General features: G+C 35.4%; 19 protein-coding genes. 4 read left to right on the forward strand and 15 right to left on the reverse strand.

Annotated features, from left to right (window positions below):
• Positions 1 to 31 precede the first annotated feature (31 nt).
• From mraY to mraZ, 7 genes are all read right to left on the reverse strand, one after another.
• Entirely contained in the window at positions 32 to 1,114 is a 1,083-nt protein-coding gene (gene mraY, locus ACFFIT_RS09980) for a phospho-N-acetylmuramoyl-pentapeptide-transferase (RefSeq protein WP_385877510.1), read from the reverse strand.
• Between the two features lie 3 nt (positions 1,115 to 1,117).
• Positions 1,118 to 2,665: a Mur ligase family protein gene (locus tag ACFFIT_RS09985; RefSeq protein ID WP_446697455.1), complete on the reverse strand. Its 1,548-nt coding sequence runs from the start codon at positions 2,663 to 2,665 to the stop codon at positions 1,118 to 1,120.
• A gap of 32 nt (positions 2,666 to 2,697) precedes the next feature.
• Entirely contained in the window at positions 2,698 to 4,197 is a 1,500-nt protein-coding gene (murE, locus tag ACFFIT_RS09990; protein ID WP_385877512.1) for a UDP-N-acetylmuramoyl-L-alanyl-D-glutamate--2,6-diaminopimelate ligase, read from the reverse strand.
• A gap of 29 nt (positions 4,198 to 4,226) precedes the next feature.
• Positions 4,227 to 6,005 carry a penicillin-binding transpeptidase domain-containing protein gene (locus ACFFIT_RS09995; RefSeq protein WP_385877513.1) on the reverse strand — a complete coding sequence of 593 codons (1,779 nt, stop codon included), beginning with the start codon at positions 6,003 to 6,005 and terminating at the stop codon, positions 4,227 to 4,229.
• An 88-nt stretch (positions 6,006 to 6,093) separates the two neighbouring features.
• The gene (gene ftsL / locus ACFFIT_RS10000) at positions 6,094 to 6,420 is read right to left on the reverse strand and encodes a cell division protein FtsL (RefSeq protein ID WP_385877514.1); all 327 of its coding nucleotides are present in this window, start codon (positions 6,418 to 6,420) and stop codon (positions 6,094 to 6,096) included.
• Positions 6,421 to 6,426: 6 nt separating this feature from the next.
• Positions 6,427 to 7,356 (reverse strand): 16S rRNA (cytosine(1402)-N(4))-methyltransferase RsmH, encoded by a 930-nt coding sequence (gene rsmH / locus ACFFIT_RS10005; RefSeq protein WP_385877515.1) that lies wholly within the window; start codon positions 7,354 to 7,356, stop codon positions 6,427 to 6,429.
• Positions 7,357 to 7,428: 72 nt separating this feature from the next.
• A complete protein-coding gene (mraZ, locus tag ACFFIT_RS10010; RefSeq protein WP_385877516.1) occupies positions 7,429 to 7,887 on the reverse strand; it encodes a division/cell wall cluster transcriptional repressor MraZ in 459 nt (152 codons plus the stop codon).
• Between the two features lie 487 nt (positions 7,888 to 8,374).
• On the opposite strand from mraZ, the gene ACFFIT_RS10015 reads away from it, so the two are divergent.
• Positions 8,375 to 8,572, forward strand: coding sequence for a YqaE/Pmp3 family membrane protein (locus ACFFIT_RS10015; protein WP_385877517.1), 198 nt, complete (start codon positions 8,375 to 8,377; stop codon positions 8,570 to 8,572).
• A 213-nt stretch (positions 8,573 to 8,785) separates the two neighbouring features.
• Here the strand turns inward: ACFFIT_RS10015 and ilvN are convergent, their stop codons facing one another.
• The 7 genes from ilvN to recC form a co-directional block, all read right to left on the reverse strand.
• The gene (gene ilvN, locus ACFFIT_RS10020; RefSeq protein WP_385877519.1) at positions 8,786 to 9,280 is read right to left on the reverse strand and encodes an acetolactate synthase small subunit; all 495 of its coding nucleotides are present in this window, start codon (positions 9,278 to 9,280) and stop codon (positions 8,786 to 8,788) included.
• Between the two features lies 1 nt (position 9,281).
• On the reverse strand, positions 9,282 to 11,018 hold the full coding sequence (ilvI, locus tag ACFFIT_RS10025; protein WP_385877521.1) for an acetolactate synthase 3 large subunit: 1,737 nt from the start codon (positions 11,016 to 11,018) through the stop codon (positions 9,282 to 9,284).
• Between the two features lie 147 nt (positions 11,019 to 11,165).
• Positions 11,166 to 11,450 (reverse strand): integration host factor subunit beta, encoded by a 285-nt coding sequence (locus ACFFIT_RS10030; RefSeq protein ID WP_385877522.1) that lies wholly within the window; start codon positions 11,448 to 11,450, stop codon positions 11,166 to 11,168.
• Positions 11,451 to 11,543: 93 nt separating this feature from the next.
• Complete coding sequence (gene rpsA / locus ACFFIT_RS10035) at positions 11,544 to 13,214, reverse strand: 30S ribosomal protein S1 (protein WP_385877523.1); 1,671 nt, start codon at positions 13,212 to 13,214, stop codon at positions 11,544 to 11,546.
• A gap of 447 nt (positions 13,215 to 13,661) precedes the next feature.
• The gene (gene cmk / locus ACFFIT_RS10040) at positions 13,662 to 14,339 is read right to left on the reverse strand and encodes a (d)CMP kinase (RefSeq protein ID WP_385877571.1); all 678 of its coding nucleotides are present in this window, start codon (positions 14,337 to 14,339) and stop codon (positions 13,662 to 13,664) included.
• A 13-nt stretch (positions 14,340 to 14,352) separates the two neighbouring features.
• Positions 14,353 to 15,654, reverse strand: a complete 1,302-nt coding sequence (gene aroA, locus ACFFIT_RS10045; RefSeq protein WP_385877524.1) for a 3-phosphoshikimate 1-carboxyvinyltransferase — start codon at positions 15,652 to 15,654, stop codon at positions 14,353 to 14,355.
• Between the two features lie 133 nt (positions 15,655 to 15,787).
• On the reverse strand, positions 15,788 to 19,366 hold the full coding sequence (recC, locus tag ACFFIT_RS10050) for an exodeoxyribonuclease V subunit gamma (protein WP_385877525.1): 3,579 nt from the start codon (positions 19,364 to 19,366) through the stop codon (positions 15,788 to 15,790).
• A 153-nt stretch (positions 19,367 to 19,519) separates the two neighbouring features.
• Here recC and ACFFIT_RS10055 point away from each other — a divergent pair, with 153 nt between their 5' ends.
• Positions 19,520 to 20,032: a DUF721 domain-containing protein gene (locus ACFFIT_RS10055; protein WP_385877526.1), complete on the forward strand. Its 513-nt coding sequence runs from the start codon at positions 19,520 to 19,522 to the stop codon at positions 20,030 to 20,032.
• Between the two features lie 17 nt (positions 20,033 to 20,049).
• The gene (locus ACFFIT_RS10060) at positions 20,050 to 20,412 is read left to right on the forward strand and encodes a DUF440 family protein (RefSeq protein ID WP_385877527.1); all 363 of its coding nucleotides are present in this window, start codon (positions 20,050 to 20,052) and stop codon (positions 20,410 to 20,412) included.
• A 201-nt stretch (positions 20,413 to 20,613) separates the two neighbouring features.
• On the opposite strand, the gene argS is transcribed toward ACFFIT_RS10060, so the two are convergent.
• Entirely contained in the window at positions 20,614 to 22,353 is a 1,740-nt protein-coding gene (argS, locus tag ACFFIT_RS10065; protein WP_385877528.1) for an arginine--tRNA ligase, read from the reverse strand.
• A gap of 252 nt (positions 22,354 to 22,605) precedes the next feature.
• On the opposite strand from argS, the gene dcd reads away from it, so the two are divergent.
• Complete coding sequence (gene dcd, locus ACFFIT_RS10070) at positions 22,606 to 23,193, forward strand: dCTP deaminase (RefSeq protein WP_385877529.1); 588 nt, start codon at positions 22,606 to 22,608, stop codon at positions 23,191 to 23,193.
• The last annotated feature ends 2 nt before the right edge of the window (positions 23,194 to 23,195 follow it).

Raw genomic sequence — 23,195 nt, forward strand, 5'->3', positions numbered from 1 at the left:
AAGCCCTTTACCAAAGTTATTCGTTAAGTGATTAACGAATTTTAAGGGTGGCTAGACCAATTAAAACTAGCATAAGTGATATTATCCAAAAACGAACAATCACTCTTGGTTCAGGCCATCCTTTGAGTTCATAATGATGGTGAATAGGTGCCATTCTAAAAATTCTTTGTCCTCTTAACTTAAATGATCCTACTTGAAGTATAACTGATAAGGCTTCAATGACAAAGACTCCCCCCATGATGACTAATAAAAATTCTTGCCTTAACAATACAGCAATGATCCCTAATGCGCCACCGAGAGCTAATGAACCAACATCGCCCATAAATACCTGAGCAGGATAAGTATTAAACCATAGAAAACCTAATCCTGCACCGACAATTGCAGTACAAATTATAACAAGCTCACTGGCATATTTTAAATGCGGAATATGTAAATGTGCAGAGTAGATACTATTACCTGTTAAATATGCTACCACCCCCAATCCTGACGCTACAAGTACTGTAGGCATAATTGCCAATCCATCCAATCCATCAGTTAAGTTAACAGCGTTACCGGTTCCTACAATCGTAAAATAAGAAAGTATAATAAATAAAAATCCTAATTGAGGCATGACATCTTTGAAAAAGGGAACGACCAGAGCCGTTGCAAGAGTATCCTTACCATTAATATAGAGCAAAAAAGAGGCAATAATAGCAACAGCAGACATCCAAAAATATTTCCAACGGGCGATGAGGCCTTTGCTATTTTTTCTGACAACCTTTAGATAATCGTCCGCAAATCCAATTGCACCAAAAGAAAATGTTACAAATAAAGCATACCAAATATAAGGATTTGATAAATCTGCCCATAAAAATACAGTAACGGCGATGGAAAGTAAAATCATGATGCCGCCCATAGTTGGTGTACCATCTTTCTTCAAATGTGATTCTGGTCCATCATTTCTTACGACTTGTCCAATTTGCAAATTGCGCAAGTATTTTATCACTCGCGGACCAAGCCACAGAGAGATAATCAAAGCAGTCAATAATCCCACTATGGCTCTAAACGTTAAATAAGAAATAACATTAAAAAATGTAAAATGTGGGACAAGAATATCTGCCAGCCAAACTAACATGTACTACCTCTCTTGTAATGCAAAAACAATTTCTTCCATAGCTGAACTTCTTGAGCCTTTAACTAGGAATGTAATTATAGCGTGTTCTTTTAAAATTGATTTTAAAGTATTCACTAACGCCAACTTAGATTCAAAGTGCTGCGAATTTGGGTGTTTTGACGAAATAAACTGGCTCCATTGCCCTACAGAATAAACAGCATCAATCTGAGAATTTGCAATAAAATCGCCTATCTCTTCATGGCATACTTGGCTATACGGACCCATCTCAGCCATATCTCCTGCAACAAAAACTTTATATCCTGGTAATTCTTTTAGTAAAGATGCAGCTGCTTTCATCGATCCTACATTAGCATTATAAGTATCATCAATAATCCACTTAGATTCTGTAGTAGTTGAAGTAAGCTTAATTGGGTATAATCGACCGTTGACAGGTTCAATACTATTTAATCCTTTTTGCACAGCATCTAAAGATGCACCTACAGACATGCAAAGAAGCGTTGCTGCTAGAGCATTACTAATCGCGTGTTTACCTAACACTTTAAGTGTAATTTGAGTGTGTCCCTCGGGAGTTACTAGAGTAAAACGACTACCTGCTATGGAAATTGAGATATCTTTTATTTTATAACCACTTTGTGACAAAACGTTATTTTTTAGTTTTGTGAGTTCTTCATCTATACTAAATAGTGTTTTTAACTTGATATTTTCTAAATGATGCAGCCAAAATTTTGTTAGCTCTTCACCTTCAAGCTTTTCAGTTTTATTTAGAGAATTTTGCATCTGCAATGCATCAAAGATGATATCCGCATTTAAAATAACATGCTGATTATTTTTATACTCTATTTTATTGGGCATATTTAATGAAAGAGATTTCAAATCCTCTATTTGAGGGTATGTGAAAATTTCACTTTTTGCTTCAGCAACACCTTTTAATGAGCCGAACCCCTCTAAATGCGCTTTACATATAGAGTTAATTAATACTGACTGAGGATTTGACATAGCAGCTGTATAGGCTATTTCGCCTTGATGATTAGCTCCTAATTCAATGACAGCATATTTTTCATCGCCCTCAAGACTCAATAATGTTAAAGGTACCCCTATTTCATTATTAAAATTTCCCTTAGTCGCAAGGACTTTTCCTATTTGAGAAAGAATAGCAAAGCTCATCTCTTTTACTGACGTTTTACCAGAAGATCCGGTTAAAGCCACAAAGGTTGCTTTCGATTTACTTCGCACAAGTGCCGCAACTTGCCCTAACGCCTCTTTTGTATCCGGAACACTTAGAATAAGATGCTTATACAATTCAAACCTTTTATCTCTAGATACTGATTTCATTTGGGCTTGATAAAAAGAGTGATTCACAATAACTAAAGAGGCCCCTTGTTCAAAAGCATCATAAATATAATCGTGTGCATCAAATCGTTCCCCTTTAATAGCAATAAAAATAGCACCATGAGCCACATTCTTTGAGTTCAATATGACATCTTTAGCTGCAAAAGATATCTTTTGTAAATCATGCGTGATTTCAATTAAATTAGGGGCTTGAATAGCCATTGATGCATAAAGTTCATTTATATTGAAAGTAATCATGCAAGTCTCAATCCCTGTGTATGATATAACTCGTGCATCAATTCCCTATCTGAATAATGAATTTTATTATGTCCTATAATTTGATAGTCCTCATGTCCCTTCCCTGCGACAAGAATCAAATCATCTTTATCGGCAAGTTCAATGGCTGTTTTAATAGCTTGAGATCTATCATGAATGACTTGATAATTTAGATCTAAAAAACCTGAAATGATATCATTAGTAATGGTTTCTCTGTCTTCAGTTCTAGGGTTATCGTCAGTAACTATGACATGATCAGCATGCATTTGTGCTACTGAGGCCATCAGTGGCCTTTTTCCCCTATCCCTGTCTCCACCACAGCCAAAAACACACCAGATTTTACCTAATTGATGTGTTTTTAATGCTAATAAAGCTTTTTCAAGTGCATCGGGAGTGTGAGCATAATCTACAACCACGGTAGGAAATAGCTCTCGGCTGAACTTTTCCATTCGACCAGCAACAGGGATGAGTTTTGGTGCAGAATCCAATAACGACGTAAGATCGTATCCCAAAGCTAATAATATAGATAAAGCGGTTAAAATATTATGGACATTAAATTCCCCAAGTAAAGGACTATGAAGCACTCCTTCTCCAAAGGAACTTTTAATTTCAATATCAACTCCCTTAGAATGAAAAACCATTGATTTAGCAAAAACATAGTGTGCAGGAGTCTTATCAATAAACCTTGCATAATCAATTGATACAGCTATAGCATCCTTTTGATTTTCAAACCACTTCAAACCAATTGCATCATCAATATTGAATATTTGTACCTTAGACTTTAATTCATCAAATAATCTGAATTTCGCAGCTGCGTACTCTTGCATACTGTGATGATAATCCAGATGATCACGACTTAAATTTAAAAAGGCTGTGACACGAAAAGGAACAGATTCAACTCGGTATTGAACTAATCCATGAGAAGAAACTTCCATCGCACATAATGATGCCCCTTTAGTACTATACTTTTGAATATTAGCATGTACTTCCAGCGCAGATGGTGTGGTATTGTTACTTTCATTTAACGATCCAAATAGTCCATTTCCTACTGTGCCCATCACCGAGCTTTTATCACCTAATAGAGTCGCCCACATAGCTACTAAATGGCTCGTTGTTGTTTTGCCGTTAGTACCTGTTATTCCGATGATGGATATAGGTAGATTATTCGTATCATAGAAGATATTACCAATAGAGGAAACAAGTTTCCCTAACTTAGGAATCTTAATCACAGGGATGTTTTGGACATACTCAATACCTGGAGTATCATCTTCATCAAAGATAGCGACAGCACCGTTTTCGATTGCTTTTGATAAGTAATCTCTACCATGCACTTGATGTCCTTGAAGAGCGAGAAATAGCGTTCCTTGCTTCACTTCTCTGCTATCAGCCGTAATAAAATTGATGTTGACATCAGCCACATCAATACATAACATCGGATTGATATCATAGAGTCTGCTTGCAAGTTCACTTAATTTCACACAACCACCTTCATTTTAATTGCCCTGAATTATCCGCCCGTTGCTACTTTAATTTTATTTACTGTGCCTGTATTGTTCACTATTGCTGGTTCTTCAGCCATCAAGTCTAACCCATCCGGCGTAATATTCATGGTTCTTAATACCCCACCCATAATACTACTAAAAACTGGTGCTGAAACAGCTCCCCCGAAATATTCACCTGCACTGGGTTCATTAATTACAACGACAAGAGAAAATCTTGGATTACTTACAGGGGCAACACCTGCTGTATAAGCAATATATTTATCAACATACGCACCATTTTCTACTTTTTTGGCTGTACCAGTTTTCACAGCAACCCGATAATCTTGTACTGCAGCTTTTGCTCCCCCAGCTCCAGGTTCAGTTACTTTTTCCATCATATGCAAAACCGTTCTAACTGTATTTGCTGAAAAGACTTGCTCTCCAGCCACAGGGGGATCTACTTTAGTTATAGATAGCGGCCTTGCTTGTCCATAACTGCCTATGGTTGCATAAGCTTTAGCTAACTGAAGAGGAGTGACCATAAGCCCATAGCCATACGAAAAGGTTGCCCTTTCAATATCTGACCACCGTTTTTTAAATGGAAACAATCCACTATGTTCACCAACAAGTCCAAGATGAGTTGACTGACCAAAACCAAAGTTTTGATAAGTATTCACTAATGCTTCTGGTTCCATCATTAAAGCAATTTTTGAAACACCTATATTACTTGATTTTTTTAATATGCCAGTAATTGATAATTCAGGTTGTCTAGAAACATCTTTAATTTGTTTACCGTTGATGATAATTGGATGTGTATCTAAAACAGTATCGGGTTTAATCACCCCCTTTTCTAATCCTGTCATAACAACTAGTGGTTTTACTGTTGAACCCGGCTCGAACACATCAGTAATGGCTCGATTTCTTTTTAATTCATCATTAGCGACTTCAATGTGATTATTGGGATTAAAACTTGGAGCACTTGCCATAGCAAGTACTTCACCTGTATGTACATCAAGTAAAACGGCGGTTGCTGAACTGGCTTGATGAGTCTCTAGTGCCTTGCTTATTTCTCTGAAAAGAATATTTTGTAAACGCTCATCAATACTTAGAACTAATGTCTGGCCTGATAAACTTTCTACTGAGTCTACATTTTCTACAATTCTTCCGTATTTATCCTTTCTAAATGTTCTCTCTCCAGGTGTACCTTGTAGCCACTTATTGAAACTCAATTCAATACCCTCAATACCCTTACTGTCTCTATTGGTTAATCCAATAATTTGCGAAAAAAGTTCTCCAGACGGGTAATATCGTTTTGACTCGTCTTGGTAACCAATCATATTTAGTTTTAATTTCTTTATATAATCCACTTTATCTATTGGAACTTGTCGAGCCAAATAGATAAAACGACTGTTTGGGTGTTGTGTAACTTTAGCATTTATGTCAGCTACTGATATATTTAGTGTTTTAGCTAGCGCTTGCCATTTTTCATTTTGCTGGACCCCACCTTGTTCAAGAGTAAACTTAGGATCTATCCAAACTGCTTTGACCGGGATGCTGACAGCTAAAGGGCGACCTGTTCTATCTGTGATAGTACCCCTTGTTGGTTGAATTTCTTGAACACGTAAAGAGCGCTGATCGGCTTGGGCTAAATAGTAATCAGGCGAGATAATTTGTATCATCGCGATGCGGATAACAAGGCAAGCAAAAAATACAAAAACAACGGCATATACCAGCACAAACCGCCAATTCAAATTTTTCTTGGGTGTTTCTTTTCTGATTGTTTTACGATAATAAGTTGCGTTCATTTTAAATTACTTTTCTTATTTTTGTAGTTATAGACCAGCTCGATTTAGCACAGTAAAGTATGTCATCTTTTATGCTACAAGCACTTATTTAATTTTGTGCAGCAGGAACCATTAATATCAGCTCGTTCTCAGAAGTGATAAGAGTCATTTTTAATACTTCCTGAGCAATTTTTTCAATACGCTGTTGTTCACCTAAATTTTTTTCTTCTAAAATTAAATTTCGCCACTCTAAATCCAATGATTTTTTTTCGACTTCTTTTTGTTCTAATGCATATCGTAATATTCTTGTTTCATTAGTAATTAAAATTGTAAATGTCACCGTTAATATGATCAGAATAAAAAAAAGCATCGCTAGCTTTGAGCGTTTGAAAATATCTTTAACAATAATCTTGACTAAATTCGGTTGTTTGGCCATGTTCAATTAAATTTTTTCTGCAATACGCAGCATTGCACTTCTCGCTCTTGTATTGGTTGTTATTTCCTCTTTAGAGGGTTTTTTCTTAGGTAACTCTTTCAACGTCAATGCTTCATGCATGTTAGCTAATTGTTTTTCGGTTAGGGGTAGTCCCCTCGGTAAACTTGCCAACTTAGCATTTTTTCTAATAAACGTTTTTACTAATCTATCTTCTAGGGAATGAAATGTAATAATACTTAGTCGACCATTCTTTGCTAAAATTATTAACGAATCAGCCAGAATTTTTTCTACCTGCCCAAGTTCATCATTAATTTTTATCCTAATGGCTTGGAATGTTCTGGTTGCTGGGTGCTTATTCTTATCTTTAAATGGAACAGCTTTGTCTATAACATCAGCAAGCTCTAAAGTCGTATTCAGTGGGTCAGTTTGCATTCTTTGCACTATGGCTCTTGCTATTCTTTTAGCAAATCGTTCTTCAGAATAACTTCTTATAACGTCTTCAAGCTCAACTTCATCAACTTGAGCTAGCCACTCTTTTGCACTTAATCCTCTGGTTGTATCCATACGCATATCTAAGGGGCCTTCTCGCATAAACGAAAAACCACGTTCTGCTTCATCTAATTGAGGTGATGAGACACCTAAATCTAACAATAAACCATCAATTTTACCTAACAATCCCATCTGATCTAGATAATCATATAAATACGCAAAACTATTATGGATGCAGTGTACTCTTTCATCGTTAAGCGCTTGTGCTACTTTTATTGCATCAGGATCTCTATCAACTACGATTAATTTACCATTAGGTCCTAGCTGTTCAAGTATTTTTCGACTATGTCCACCTCGTCCAAAAGTACCATCAACATAAATACCATCAACTTTAATATTTAATGCATCGACAGCTTCTTTTAGCATCACTGTTGTATGGAGGGCCATATGTTTTCCTAATTCACCTAGATATTGAGCGCCTGCATGTTATAAATTAAGCTAATGTTTAACTTATTCTAACTATAAAGCAAAGTCTCTTAATCTATCTGTTAACACTGAATCTATTGATTTTTCATCTTCAATATCTTGATTAATTTGTAATTGCCATGCTGTTTCGTCCCAAATTTCAAACTTATTTAGTTGACCTACGATCATAATGGCTTTGTCTAATTTCGCATGTTGCCTTAATGTTGGGGCAATAAGTACCCTACCAGCACTATCCATTTGACATTCACTCGCATGTCCTAAGAGCAATCTCTTGACTCTTCTCTCTTGAGGATCGAGACTTGAAAGTGTGGCTAGTTTTTTTTCAATAATTTCCCATTCTTGAAGAGGATAAAGTAATAAGCAAGGCTGATGGAGATCAATCGTACATACCAATTGACCTTCTGCATTATCGTTTAGTTCTTCTCGATACTTTGTCGGAATAACGATTCTTCCTTTAGTATCGAGATTTACTGAGGATGAACCTCTAAACACAACTCACCTTTATCCTATTTTTAAAATGGGTTTAATTACCACTTTATACCACAATTCCCCACTTTTTAACAAAACTATGCTTACTTTCTTTTCAAAATAATTGTAAAATTTTTGCAATACCCTACAATACACTGTTTATTTATACAGATCATTATTTTTACAATCAAATTTTGACTGTTTTTTAAGTTTATTATTTTGATTTATGAATTTTTTGGAGGGGGATTAACATAAGTAATCTATTGTTTTTAGTTGTTACCTAATGATTGACTGATTTATTTTATAGAGTGCTTTAATTTTTCTTACTTTTACTTTTACTTTTACTTTTACTTTTACTTTTCTCAAATTGTATACTTCATATAGGGATAATATAAGAAATAACTCTATTTGAACTGGTTTATATTTTTTGGCTGTGGTATTTTTTTACTGTATAAAATATATAGTATCCATTACTTATTTATTACGGTTTAAACTATTTGGAGGCTTTTTTATGCGATTAATTATTTCATTAATTCTTCCTTGGTTTACATTTTTTACAATTGGCCGCCCACTATCAGGTATTATCTGTCTCATACTTCAAGTGACACTAATTGGTTGGTTACCAGCCGTTATTTGGTCTGTTTATACATTAAGCCAATATGAAACAGATAAAAAAATAAGAAATGCAACTTCAGCTATGAGGAGATAGTAGAGTATCTGTAGAGAGGATTGTTAGATTTTTCTTATTTAGCGAAATAGTTACTCGCTATTGATTGGTGTTCTTAAACTATTTGAATAGCTGGTATATCGTTTTAATTTCTTTATCTAACCTTTTCAGCAATCATTTGTCTCATTTGATTAACCCACAAGAAAAATCCAAACATTCTTTGTGGGTTATTTTTTTAAAATTTGTCGGGCTAGGTTAACGAATAATTTTTTCGCCTCTTGCTATCCCTACAATACCAGAACGCACAACTTCGACAATTTCAGATACTTCGCTAATAGCATGATTAAATGCGTCTAATTTTGCACTCGTGCCAACTAGCTGCACAGTATATAACTTGGATGTTACATCAACTATTTGTGCTCTAAATATATCCGCAATATCTTTTACTTCACTTCTTGCAGGCCCGGAAGTTTTCACTTTAACTAGCATAACTTCCCTTTCAACATATTGTTCAGGCACAAGTTCTGTGACCCTAAGCACATCTATCAATTTATGCAATTGTTTTTCTATTTGTTCAATGCCTTTATCATCTGCAACAGTTTGAATCGTTATACGCGATAAAGTGGAATCATCCGTAGGTGCTACAGTTAGGCTATCAATATTGTAGCCTCTTTGAGAAAACAATCCTACTACACGAGATAATGCCCCAGATTCATTTTCTAACAGAACAGATATAATTCTACGACGCATATTAGTTCCCCTCACTACTTAATGTATTTTCTGTTTTGCTCAGCCACATTTCATTCATCGAGCCACCTCTTATTTGCATTGGATAAACATGTTCTTTCTCATCTGTAATGATATCAACAAAAACTAATTTATCTTTATAGCTTAATGCTTCCTTAAGCTTAGGCTCTAATTCTTCAGGCGTATTGATTTGGATACCTACATGCCCGTAAGCCTCAGCTAGCTTGATAAAATCTGGTAATGAATCCATATAAGAGTGAGAATGGCGACCCGAATAAATCATATCTTGCCACTGTTTAACCATTCCTAAATAACGGTTATTTAAATTAAGTACTATGACAGGTAAATTATACTGTAATGCTGTTGAAAGTTCTTGAATGTTCATTTGTATACTTCCATCCCCAGTAACACACACAACAGTTTTTTCTGGAAAGGCTAATTTTACTCCAAGTGCAGCAGGTAAACCAAATCCCATAGTGCCAAGTCCACCCGAATTAATCCAGCGTCTTGGCTTATCAAATGGATAATAAAGAGCCGCAAACATTTGGTGTTGTCCCACATCAGAAGTCACATAGGCATCACCTTTTGTGAGTTTGTAGATCATTTCAATTGCAGCTTGAGGTTTCGTAATTTGCATGTTTCTGTCAAATTCTAAGCACTTCTTAGCACGCCACTCTTCAATTTTTTCCCACCAGTGATTTATTGCTTTTGTATTTTGTTCTTTTTCTAGTTCATCAAGTACTTCAATCACTTTAATTAATACATTTTTTGCATCACCAACAATAGGAATATGTGCCGTTACAGTTTTAGAAATTGATGTAGGATCGATATCAATGTGTATAACAGTAGCATTTGGGCAATATTTTTCTAAATTGTTTGTGGTTCTATCATCAAACCTCACTCCCACAGCAAATATAACATCTGCTTCATGCATCGTCATGTTTGCCTCATAGGTCCCATGCATTCCTAGCATTCCCACACTATTTTTATGTGTAGCAGGAAACGCACCTAATCCCATCAATGAACTGGCAACTGGAATTCTAAATTGTTCAGAAAGTTTAATAAGCTTTGCATGTACTCCAGCAGCTATTGCGCCACCACCTATATACATAACAGGTTGTTTAGCCTCGATTAAAGTCTGTGCAGCACGTTTAATTTGTCCCTTATGCCCTTGCACAGTAGGGTTATACGAACGAAGTTTTACTGATTTAGGATAACTATAAGGGAATTTAGTAGCTGGATTTACTGTATCTTTAGGTATGTCAATCACAACAGGACCTGGTCTTCCTGTTGACGCAATATAAAAAGCTTTTTTAATTATCTCTGGGATCTCTTCTGCATGCTTAACCATAAAACTGTGTTTAACAATAGGACGAGAAATACCGACCATATCACACTCTTGGAATGCATCATAACCTATTAATGAACTAGGCACCTGACCTGAAATGACCACAAGTGGTATTGAATCCATATATGCAGTTGCAATTCCAGTGATTGCATTTGTGGCACCAGGCCCTGAAGTTACTAGTACTACCCCAACGTCACCTGTCGCTCTTGCATACCCATCAGCCATATGAACCGCAGCTTGTTCATGTCGTACGAGTATATGATCTATACCACCTACGGTATGTATTGCATCATAAATATCTAGAACGGCACCACCTGGGTAACCAAACATATATTTCACACCTTGATCGGCAAGCGATCTTACTAACATTTCACCGCCTGATAGCATTTCCATTGATATACACCTCTAAATGATATTAATTCTGGCTGTTGAATCCTTTATTAAAAATTCATCCTTGCTGATTTTTATAAAAAAACACCCTAGTAATTAACTTAAATTATGTAAGCTAATAACTAGGGTGTCTCATGCAAAAACTGATATTTAATTGATTGTATTAACTCTCTCACGTAATTCTTTCCCAGGTTTGAAATGAGGCAAGAACTTATGATCTAATTTAACTTTATCACCAGTTTTTGGATTCCTTGCTAAGCGTGGTGCTCTGTGATGGATACTAAAACTACCGAAACCGCGAATTTCAATCCTTTCACCGGATGCTAGGGTTGCAGACATCAATTCTAATATCTCTTTCACAGAGTTTTCCGTATCTAAAACATTTATGCCACTAAATTGAATTACTAAATGTTCAATTAACTCAGATTTTGTCATCGTGATTATCCTCAAATTTAATAAACTATAGTAGATGCTATAAAGCATCTACTATAAAAATCAGGGTAATATCTTAAACTTAAATTTTAAAAATTAACCTTTTGCAGCTTTGAACGCTTCAGCCATAGCATTTGTAGAAGGAGCTTCTTCTGCTTTAGTATTAACACTTGCAATAGCTTCTTTTTCTTCAGCATCATCTTTTGCTTTAACAGAAAGTGTTACAACGCGATTTTTACGGTCAACACCAGTAAATTTCGCTTCAAGGGTATCACCTACGTTAACAACTGTTGTAGCATCTTCAACTTTATCTTTAGATATGTCAGCTGCACGGATATAACCTTCAACACCATCAGCTAATTGTACTGTTGCACCTTTAGCATCAACTGCAGTGATTGTGCCCGAAACAACTTCACCTTTCTTAGTAGCTGAAACATAGTTATTGAATGGGTCTTCATTAAGTTGTTTTATTCCTAATGAAATACGCTCACGCTCAGCATCAACCTGAAGAACTACAGCAGCAATTTCATCACCTTTCTTGTAATCTTTAACCGCATCTTCGCCTGTAGCATTCCAAGAGATATCAGATAAATGAACTAAGCCATCAATTCCACCTTCAAGACCAATAAAGATACCGAAGTCAGTGATTGATTTAATTTTACCTTCAACACGATCGCCTTTGTTAAATGTCTCTGCAAAATGTAACCAAGGGTTAGTTTTACATTGTTTTAGACCTAAAGAAATACGGCGACGCTCTTCATCAATTTCTAAAACCATTACTTCAACTGTGTCACCTAAGTTAACGACCTTAGAAGGATGAATGTTTTTATTTGTCCAATCCATTTCTGAAACGTGAACTAGGCCTTCAACACCCTCTTCAATCTCAACAAAACAACCATAATCTGTCAAGTTACTGACTTTACCTGTTAGACGTGAATCAACTGGGTAACGACGTGCAATTGATAACCATGGATCTTCGCCTAACTGTTTTAAGCCTAAAGAAACACGTGTACGATCACGATCGAATTTTAATACTTTAACAGTAACTTCTTCACCTACTGTTACAACTTCGCTTGGATGTTTGACACGTTTCCACGCCATATCAGTGATATGAAGTAAACCATCAACACCACCTAAATCAACGAATGCACCGTAATCAGTTAAGTTTTTAACGATACCTTTAACTTCTGCGCCTTCTTGTAAATTCTCAAGAACTTGGTCGCGCTCAGCGGTACTTTCTGATTCAATAACAGCACGACGAGAAACAACAACGTTATTACGTTTTTGATCTAGTTTGATAACTTTGAATTCTAATTCTTTACCTTCAAGGTGTAGTGTGTCACGCACTGGACGAACATCTACTAATGAACCAGGTAAGAATGCACGAATACCGTTTAACTCAACTGTGAATCCACCTTTAACTTTGCCATTGATTAGACCAATAACAGTTTCAGCATCATTGTGAGCTTTTTCTAGTACAATCCAAGACTCATGGCGTTTTGCTTTTTCACGAGATAAAATTGTTTCACCAAATCCATCTTCAATTGCATCAAGAGCAACATCGATTTCATCACCAACTTCTACTTCTAATTCGCCTTGGGCATTTTTGAACTGTTCAACAGGGATAGCAGATTCAGATTTAAGGCCAGCATCAACAAAAACAACATCTTTGTTAATACCAACAACTTTACCTTTTACGATTGTACCAGGACGCGTTTCAACAACTTTTAGCGATTCTTCAAACAGTTGAGCAAAATTTTCAGTCATATTAATAATCTTCAGTATATATAGGTTAACAGCCAGCAGGCATCCTGCCGCTTGGGGTTGTGAAAAGAAGTTTAATCATCAGCATCCGTGCAAAACGAATAATTTCGTCCTTTTTGTGAGTTTTATTAACACAAATGATAATTAAACGGTTAAGTCAAAGACTGATAAAACAGCACTTAAATCCTATCTAAAAGTTTGAGCGCTGCTATTCAAACTCAAAGACACTACATCTCGCAGATCTAAGGAATTATGAGTAATTGCAGTCTTTCAATTACCCAAAACAAATATTTACTCCGTAAATGATATTTTATTTAAGCTCTCTTACAGCCTAAATCATTTAACGGCATAGAAATTTAACACTTTTTGACCATTAAAACAAGTTAATATATGAGTATGAACACATAATTCCTCACACTTTACAAAACCCGTTAAATTTTGTACAGATGCTCAACCCAATTTTCCTTCTACGAAGTTAAGTGCTTTTTTAAACACTTCATCAATCCTAAGTGAAGTTGTATCAATGACTAATGCATCCTCGGCTGGAACCAAAGGAGCTATCGTACGCGTTCTATCCCTAATATCTCGTTGAATAATATCATCTAAAACAGTATGATAATTAAAACTTAGGCCTCGTTCTTTTAGTTGATTCACTCGTCTTAATGCTCTAGCTTCACTGCTCGCATCAATAAACAATTTTGCAAAAGCTTTTGGAAATACTACCGTTCCCATATCCCGCCCATCGGCTACTAATCCTGGTAATTTAGCAAAATCGATTTGCTTTTGTAACAGTTGTTCTCTAACTTTAGGCAGTGCAGCTATTTTAGATGCTAATGTACCTACATGTTCAGCCCTAATTAATTCTGATACATCCTGCTTAGAGAGCAGAACCTGCACTTTTTGTGTTTTTGAACCAAAGCAGACGTCCATCGCTTGCGCAAATTGAACAATCTCATCCTCTAAGGCATCTTGTTCATCATTTTGAATTAAATAAAGGGCAAGCACCCTATAAATAGCACCTGAGTCTAATAAATGAAACCCAAAGTGATTTGCTAAAGATTGGCTCAACGTGCCCTTACCCACACCACTTGGTCCATCAACAGTAATTATTTTTATTTCTGAATTAATCATCTTAGCCCCTTTATTTGTTACTAAATTGAGCTAATTTTAAAAACTCTTCAAAGTAAGTAGGGAATGTTTTACTAGTACATTTAGGATCATTAATAATAACAGCCGTATCAGAAAGCGCCACTAAAGAAAAACACATGGCCATTCTATGATCGTTATAAGTATCAATCTCAGCAATAGTGAATTTATTTGGAGGAGTAATATGAATAAAATCTTCTCCTTCTTCAACCAAGGCGCCTACTTTTCTTAGCTCAGTTGCCATAGCAAACAACCTATCGGTTTCCTTTACCCGCCAGTTATAGATATTAGTTATTTTGGTAGGACCTTTAGCAAATAAAGCTGTTGTTGCAATAGTCATCGCCGCATCAGGAATATGATTTAAATCCATATCAATGCCCTCTAAATCATTCACCTCAGATTCAATATAATCATCACCCCAGGTAATTTTTGCCCCCATTTTTTCAAGCACTGCTGCAAATTGTGTGTCACCTTGGACACTATTTTTGCCTATACCCGTGACTCGGACTTTCCCTCCTTTTATTGCCCCAGCAGCTAAGAAATAGGATGCAGATGAGGCATCACCTTCAACAAGATATTTACCCGGAGAAACATAGCGCTGATTACCCTCAATTACAAATTCTGTATAATTATTATTTTGAACATGAATACCAAAGGTTTGCATCATATGCAACGTGATATCAATATAAGGTTTAGAAACTAATTCCCCTTTTATTTTAATGATGGTCTTATTTTTAGCTAAAGGCGTCATCATAAGTAATGCCGTTAGAAATTGACTTGAGATTGTACCATCGACATGAATCCTGCCGCCTTCGAAGCCTCCGGTTAATTTAATTGGAGGATACCCATGAGTTTCTAAGTATTCAATTGAAGCACCGCCTTCTTTAAGTGAATCAACTAAATGTAAAATGGGACGCTCTTTCATTCTCGGTTCACCAGTCAAAATAATCTCCGGATGAGAGCCTAAGCAAAGTACTGCAGTGAGTGGACGTATGGCTGTACCTGCATTCCCAAGATAAATTTCTAACGCTTGTGTTTGGTTATGAGTCAATATACCGTTCATTCCCTCAACTACACATGTTTTTTTATCTTCACTTATTGAAAAATTCACCCCTAGTTGGGTTAAAGCCCCTAACATGTAACGAACATCATCACTATCTAATAAATTAGTTATAGTGGTTTTACCATCTGCTAAGGCTGCTAACAGTAACGCTCTGTTTGAAATACTCTTAGAACCAGGCAAGTTAATTGTCCCTGAAATATGCGCAATTGGCTCTAATTTAATAAACTCACCCATCTTATCCTCTCTAAAAAAGTATTGAACATTATATTCTTTGGTTTTTAATTGGTTCTATTGTTTTATAATAGCAACAACCGTTTTTGTTAAAGGAAACCTGCAAATTTCTATTGTTTTTCCACTATAAAATTATCTATTTTTCCAAATATTCAAAAAGTGTGCTAAATATTGCCCCGCTAAAATAATGAAGCTTATTATCAATTTCTTCTTGGACTTCCTGACTAGATTGTTCAAGCACTCTTTTCACATAAACATTTTTTTTATCATTATCATGCATTGAAATTTGAAATACTTCATCATTTAGATTGTCTGCATCATTGCCATTTTTTTGTTTTTTCCCATTTTCTATAGCGATAGCAGCGCAACTGTCTGGTAAGCAAAAACAGATATCTTTATGACCTAAATAGAAATATTTAATCAGTTTCAGTAATTCTAGCGCAGCAGAATTTTTATCTATGTATCTAAATTGTTTAATTTGAATTTCATTTTTTTTGGACTCAACCCCTATCATGGTTGAATAATATCCTTCTTGTTCATATTGAATGCGTGTGAATTCATCTAAGCATAAACAGTATAATAAATGTTTTATCCAAAACGTAAAATAGTATTTTGCACTATATGAACCGACTCGCCATTCGACTAATCCATGTTCCTTATAAGTAACAAGCCAACCTTCAATCCGTTCAAATAGAGATAGATCTTTATCTAATGGTAATATCTGTTTGAGTTGTTCATTTTTTTCATCTAAATCATTCATCCACTTAAATAATTGTGCTTTAGACAAATTAATTTCCATATTAACTTGCTTAGCCGAGAGTATTTCTCTATCTAAATTGAATCTCTGTGTTAATTCTAGATGCAAATCTCTGACACTCTTTAGAATTTTACTAACGGCTTTATTCGCTGCAGCATTAGCAGGTAACCCTCCTTGGGCCTTTAAAATGGAGCTAATATCTTCTTCGGTCTTTCCTGCCATTAAATAATCAAAAGCATACTTCTTCAATTCATAAAATTCTAATGAATCTGGCGTTTGAAATGGCTCAACCGTTTGAAACTTACTACTCTGCTCATTAAAATATAGCCCAAGGACCACTTTAAAAAAGTAGTCGACTGGTTGACTGTAAAATCTTACTAGATTATCTAGATTAATTATTTCATTCAGTTCTGACTCAGGGAAATGAATCGATTGATTGAATTCAGAAAGCGAAGTATCATTTTTTAACAGTTCAAACCACTCTTTAGCAAAACTCAAATAGGTTACTTTATTATGCTGACTTGGCTCATTATTTTCTTGTGCAGATATGAGAAAATTATCTAGTGAATAAGGAACTCTTGGATGAACTGTGATGAAATAATCACGCATTTTTAGTTTACTTGCATCTAAATTTAGTGTTCTATACGGTTCAATAACATAACTTTGTGTTAAATAGTCTAACAGTTCATTAACTACCATGGAGGGATTTTTTTCTTCATTGGTGGCTATCGAAATCCCTACATAACTGATATAAATTTTTTGTTCAGCTGAGAGTATAGATTCTAAAAACAGATACTTATCATCATCACGTCGACTCCTATCTCCAATTTGTTGAGAATATTTCATAAGATCAAAACTGATATTTACGACCTTTCTAGGATATAATGACTCACTCATCCCCAATAAGCAAACTTGTTTAAATGGAATAGAGCGCATAGGCATTAAGGTACAAAAGTTAATTTTACCCGCTAAGAATGGCTGATTAGAAGAGGTATTTTCTAAATTCATAAGCCAAGCGTCAACCAATAAATTTAAGGTGATAGGTTCTTCATAATTCATAACGGAACCCACTTGGATCACTCTATTCCATGCATCTATAAGCATCAATAAAATAGCAGTATCTTCTTTGTCAACTGAAACTAAATCATCTAGCATTTCATTAAACAATAGTTGCCACTCACTTAGAATAAATTCCCCTGATAGTCTATCTTGCCATTGCATTAATGCCTCAATCAATTCACAAAACTTACCAAGTAGTTGTGGTACCATTTGCCCGCCATCATAAGCCAATTTTTCTTGCCAAATGCCACTTTCACTATTTTTAAGTAAACCCAACAACATTCTTTCTAAACCAAAACGCCATGTATATTGTCCTACTGCAGGTAATTCTTGTGCCTGAACCCATTCATCATCTCGCCCCCAGTAGATATGTGTTTTTTCAATCCAATACGTGATTTGTTCTAATTCATCACTGCTCATATCGAATTTTTTTAGAAGTGCAGGTGAACTAATTAAGCGAAGTACTTCTTCAACAGTAAATCGGGTTTTAGGTAAATGAAGTAATTGAGTGGTTAATTCAATGAGTGAATGTGTCGATTTGACACTCCTATCTGCTATTGAAAATGGTAAATATCTTGAAGATGGGGCATTACCAAATATCGCTAGGATATAGGGAGCATATAGGGTAATATCTGAAACCATCACTATAACATCTTTTGGTTCTAGCGATTTATTTTGCTCAAATTGCGCTAATAAATAGTCTTGGAGTACTTCAACTTCTCTTACCATTGAGTGACAAACATGCAAAGAAATAGAATCATCTTTTTCATCAATTAACACTTTAGTCTGGCTAGTCGACAGTTCTTCTAGTGTCACACCCAACTTTTGTCTATTCTGCAAATGTAAAATATCCGCTTTTAATTGACCAAGTACTGTTTGATTTGACTCTTCAACAAATGCATCAATCTCTTGAACATATGTTAATTCAGCAAATTGATAAAGTTGCTCCTTGGCTAGTTTACCCCAATTAGCAAGTAATGGGTGAGTTGATTCTAAATCAACTGCTAACGCATTAATCACTCCATTATCTTGAATTTTGACGTACTCACTCTCATTAAAGGCAAAATTTTTATATTTGCTAGAAACGCTTTTCCTTGATCTTATTCTATTTTTTAAAACGTTCGTCGTGGTTTGTAAATCAGCCCAATAATGACGAGAAGGATTGGTATACATGATATGGACATCGATATGCTTACCTAGCGCCTCAAGCACATTAATAGATAAAGGAGGTAAGGTGCAAATTCCACAGATAAAAATTCTTTTCGGTAAATTCAATGTTTCTATTGAGGTTTGTTCTAATAATTTAACGAGATCACCATACATTGAAGCACGGTGGTTCAAAAGTGAAGAGCCATGCTCTTTTGCCATAGTTTGAATAATTGTTTGCCATAAAATAGCCTGCCAATCTTGCACTTCGCCTATGCCATCAATCCTTTGCCCTTTTTCCCATTCCAACATCCAATGGGGGCGATAGACAAGATAATGATCGAACACATCTGCACATTTTAAAGCCAATTGATGTTTTTTATTCTGATCGTCATCTTCTTGAAGGTACCGAGCAATTGTATTAAATTCTGGTAATGAAAGTAGTGAAGGTAAAACTTTCATGACCCACCAAGTAATTGTTAATTTATCAAAAGTCACTTCATTTTGTGTATTATTCTCAAGTACTAACTGATTAAATAACCTCCAAAAAAAACCACTAGGTAAAGGAAATTCGACATTGGCAAGAATCCCTAATTCTTTGGAAAGCTCTATTTGTAGCCATTTCGCCATTCCTTGACTTTGTACTACAACAATTTCTTTTTCGAAAGGAGAAGAGAGTGGTGAAGTATCCATGATGTAAGCCATTAAGCTTTTTAATACATCTAATTTATTAGAGTGGTAAATTGTTAACATCAAGTATCACCTTCAAAAGAATTATGTTAAAATTTAAGGGAATTTATGGCTATTAAATGTCTTATCTTTCCTAAGGTATCTGAACTTACAACGCGTTGGCATCTTTCGATATCGCATTAACTGGCAGAATGATATTTCGTTAAAAGGAATAGGATGAAGCAAAGACCAAAAACATTAGAGTCGCTATTACAAAAATTCAGTGATGAGCATCCCCCGTTACATAGCATTGTGCAACAAAGTCACGCGCTTAGTCAATTAAGTGACGCGCTTAATACTATTTTACCTGAAGAAATGCGTTCACACATTAGGGCGGCTAATTTTAATCAAGGCACACTTGTATTACAAATCAGTAGTGCAGCTTGGCAATTAAGACTAAATTACTATCGTGAAGAGTTAATTGATAAACTTAGGCAATCTATTTTGCCTGGATTAGTCTCGGTTACTTTTAAAATTAATCCAGACATACTCTCATGGAAGCAAGAAAAATTCAAACTTAATACTTACAAATTGAAGGCCCCGATTCAGTTTACCCTGGATAAGCCCAGAAAAATTAGCCCTGAAACAGGAAAAATTTTACTTACGCTCTCTAACGAAGCCCCACCAAAATTATCTGATGCATTAAAAAAAATGGCCATGCATGCTTTTAAACCCCCGACCTTAAAATAATTAATATTGGAACTCGTATGATTTTAAATGATGATTCTGCTTTAGATCTCGCTTTTGAACTGTTTATGACTCTAGCTTCAGATAACTTGTCTGAACATGAAATGGCACTTTTTAACCAATATTTTAATGAGTATGGCTTTATTGAATTGTTTGATTTGGAAGAATCTACATTAGATAATCTTGATACTTCTATGGATTTTACATCTGAAAATGATTTAGATACAGAAGGGAATGTTTCTTTTAGTTCATCGCTTGCTGAAGTGATTATAGGTGCCAATCCACCTAATAGCAAGCACTCAGTTTTATTTGCAAAAGTCATTTTATCACTGGATTCAGAAAAACAGTTTAGCCACATTCAGTGGATGAGCGACTTGAATTAATTCTTAGGTACCGTCATGAGTTTTCTTTACACAATTGTTACCTACAGATAAAGAGTTAGTTTTTACTTTATCGTGTGCAAAAATTTATAGTGGGATTGACACCATTTAAATTTATCAACATTTTCAATTGGTTGAAGGTGAACACTTTTAGAACCTCTCTCTTTAACATTATGAATCAGTAAAGAGAGAGTATAGATATCCCTACATCCTTTCTACTGTCTTAATACCTAAAGTCTCGAGTCCTGTTTGAATCGTCTTAGCTGTAAGATGGGCTAACAGTAATCGGCTATTTTTAATCGTATCGAGTTCTGCTTGTAAAATTGAACACGCCTCATAAAACTTTGAAAATAAACCAGCAAGCTCAAACAAATAGGTACACATTACATGGGGAGTACCCTCTTTAGCCACTGTAAGAATAACTTCTTCAAACTGTAAAAGAGATAGAGCTAAAGAAATTTCTTCCGGTGCATTTAATACAATAGAACTGCTAGCGATACTTTGTGGAGATATCCCTGCTTTTTTGAAAATTGAATTCACCCTTGAAAAAGCATAAAGCATGTAAGGCGCCGTATTACCATCAAAAGAGAGCATATGATCCCAATCAAAAATATAATCTGTGGTTCTATTTTTAGATAAATCAGCATACTTCACTGCACCTATACCTACTATTTCACTCAATCTATCAAGCTCTTGTTCATCCATTTCACTGTTTTTACTTTGAATTAATTGCTTCGCTCTGTCTTTAGCTTCATCTAACAAATCAATTAATTTAATGGTTCCTCCCGAACGCGTCTTAAACGGTTTACCATCTTTACCTAGCATCATGCCAATTTGATGATGTTCTAATGAAACAGAATCTGGAACATAACCTGCCATTCTTGCAATTAACCATGCCTGAGTTAAATGTTGATTTTGTCTTGAATCTACATAATAAAGTGCCCGATTAGCTTTAAGCTTTTCTACTCGATATTTAGCCGAAGCAATATCTGTTGTAGTATATAAGAATCCACCACCACTTTTTTGGATCACGACTCCCATAGGGTCACCATTTTTATTTCTATACTCATCTAAATAGACTACTGTAGCTCCTTCACTTTCTACAGCTATTCCCCGATTTTTTAAATCGGTTACTATTTCAAGAAGCATATCATTATATAAACTTTCTCCCATCGTATCATTTTCGCTTAGCGTGACATTAAGTCGCTCATAAACTAAAAAATTTTGAGCCATAGTTAGCTTGACCAACTTTTGCCACATTTCTAGACAATAAGCATCTCCGCTTTGTAGTTTAACCACATAATCTCTTGCTTTAATAGCGAATGATTCGTCCTCATCATAAGTCTTTTTAGCATCACGATAAAAGGCTTCAAGATCGGTTAATGCCATATCTGTTGCATGCTCATTTTGCATCTTTTCTAAATAAGCAATCAACATCCCAAACTGAGTACCCCAATCACCAATATGATTAGCCCTAATCACATTATGCCCTAAAAAACTTAACGTCCTTACGACTGCATCTCCAATAATTGTCGTTCTTAAATGCCCTACATGCATCTCTTTTGCGACATTTGGGGCTGAGTAATCAACAACAACTGTTTCTGGAATAACTGGAGAAACACCCAAGTTGGGAGAAGAAATAACCTCAGAAATTTTGGTCGCTAACCACTCCGGTTTTAAGGTGATATTGATAAATCCTGGTCCTGCGACCTCAAGATTTTCAATCATATCTTTGGTTATATTTTCTAGCTTATTGATCAGTTGCTCGGCAAGCTCGCGAGGCATTTTTCCTGTTTTTTTTGCAATCGACATAACACCATTAATTTGATATTGTCCAAATTGTGGCTTTGTAGATACCCTTATCTGAGGATCCCAATCATCAATTTGAGATAATTGAAAAAGTGCTTCTTTTGCATGATTTGATAAAATAGACTGAATATTCAAAATAGTTCCTATTAGAATGTGACTTGTTTTTAAATTTTCAAAGGCCAAATTTAGAAATTAGCTAGGCACAATGAAATAGTTTAAAATAGCTGTTGTTATATTTAATATTCACTATTCAGTGAATGCGATTTTATTATTATAGCATTTTTACTATTAATCCGTCAGCAACTCAAAAAAAACTTATCTTTTAAAATATTTGATATATGATAGACATTAAATATTCAGGATTTAAACTACATAGAGGATACCAGCATGCGTTTGTGTGACAAGGATATAGAAGAGTGGTTGGATGATGGGCGTTTAAAAATTGAACCTAGGCCGCATTCAAACAAAATATGTGGTGCTACCGCCGATGTAACTCTTGGAAATAAATTCAGAGTTTTTCAAGCTCATACGGATGCTTTCATAGATTTAAGTGGCCCTAAAGATGAGGTTTCTGCTGCACTAGATAGAGTTATGAGTGATGAAATTGTTATAGCTGAAAATGAAGCTTTTTTTCTTCATCCTGGGGAACTCGCGCTTGGTGTAACTCATGAATCAATTAGTTTGCCTGCTAATATCGTCGGTTGGTTAGATGGACGTTCCTCTTTGGCAAGATTGGGATTAATGGTGCATGTTACAGCGCATCGTATAGATCCTGGTTGGCATGGCTGTGTCGTATTGGAATTTTTTAATTCAGGCAAACTTCCCCTAGCGTTAAGACCCGGTATGGGCATTGGAGCAATTAGTTTTGAGTTATTAACCGACTTTGCTATTCGTCCCTACAATCAACGTAAAGATGCAAAATACAAAGATCAACAAGGTGCGGTGGCAAGTCGCATTAATCAAGACAACAAATAAGG

Source organism: Thorsellia kenyensis, from assembly GCF_042432445.1.
Lineage (GTDB): Bacteria > Pseudomonadota > Gammaproteobacteria > Enterobacterales > Thorselliaceae > Thorsellia > Thorsellia kenyensis.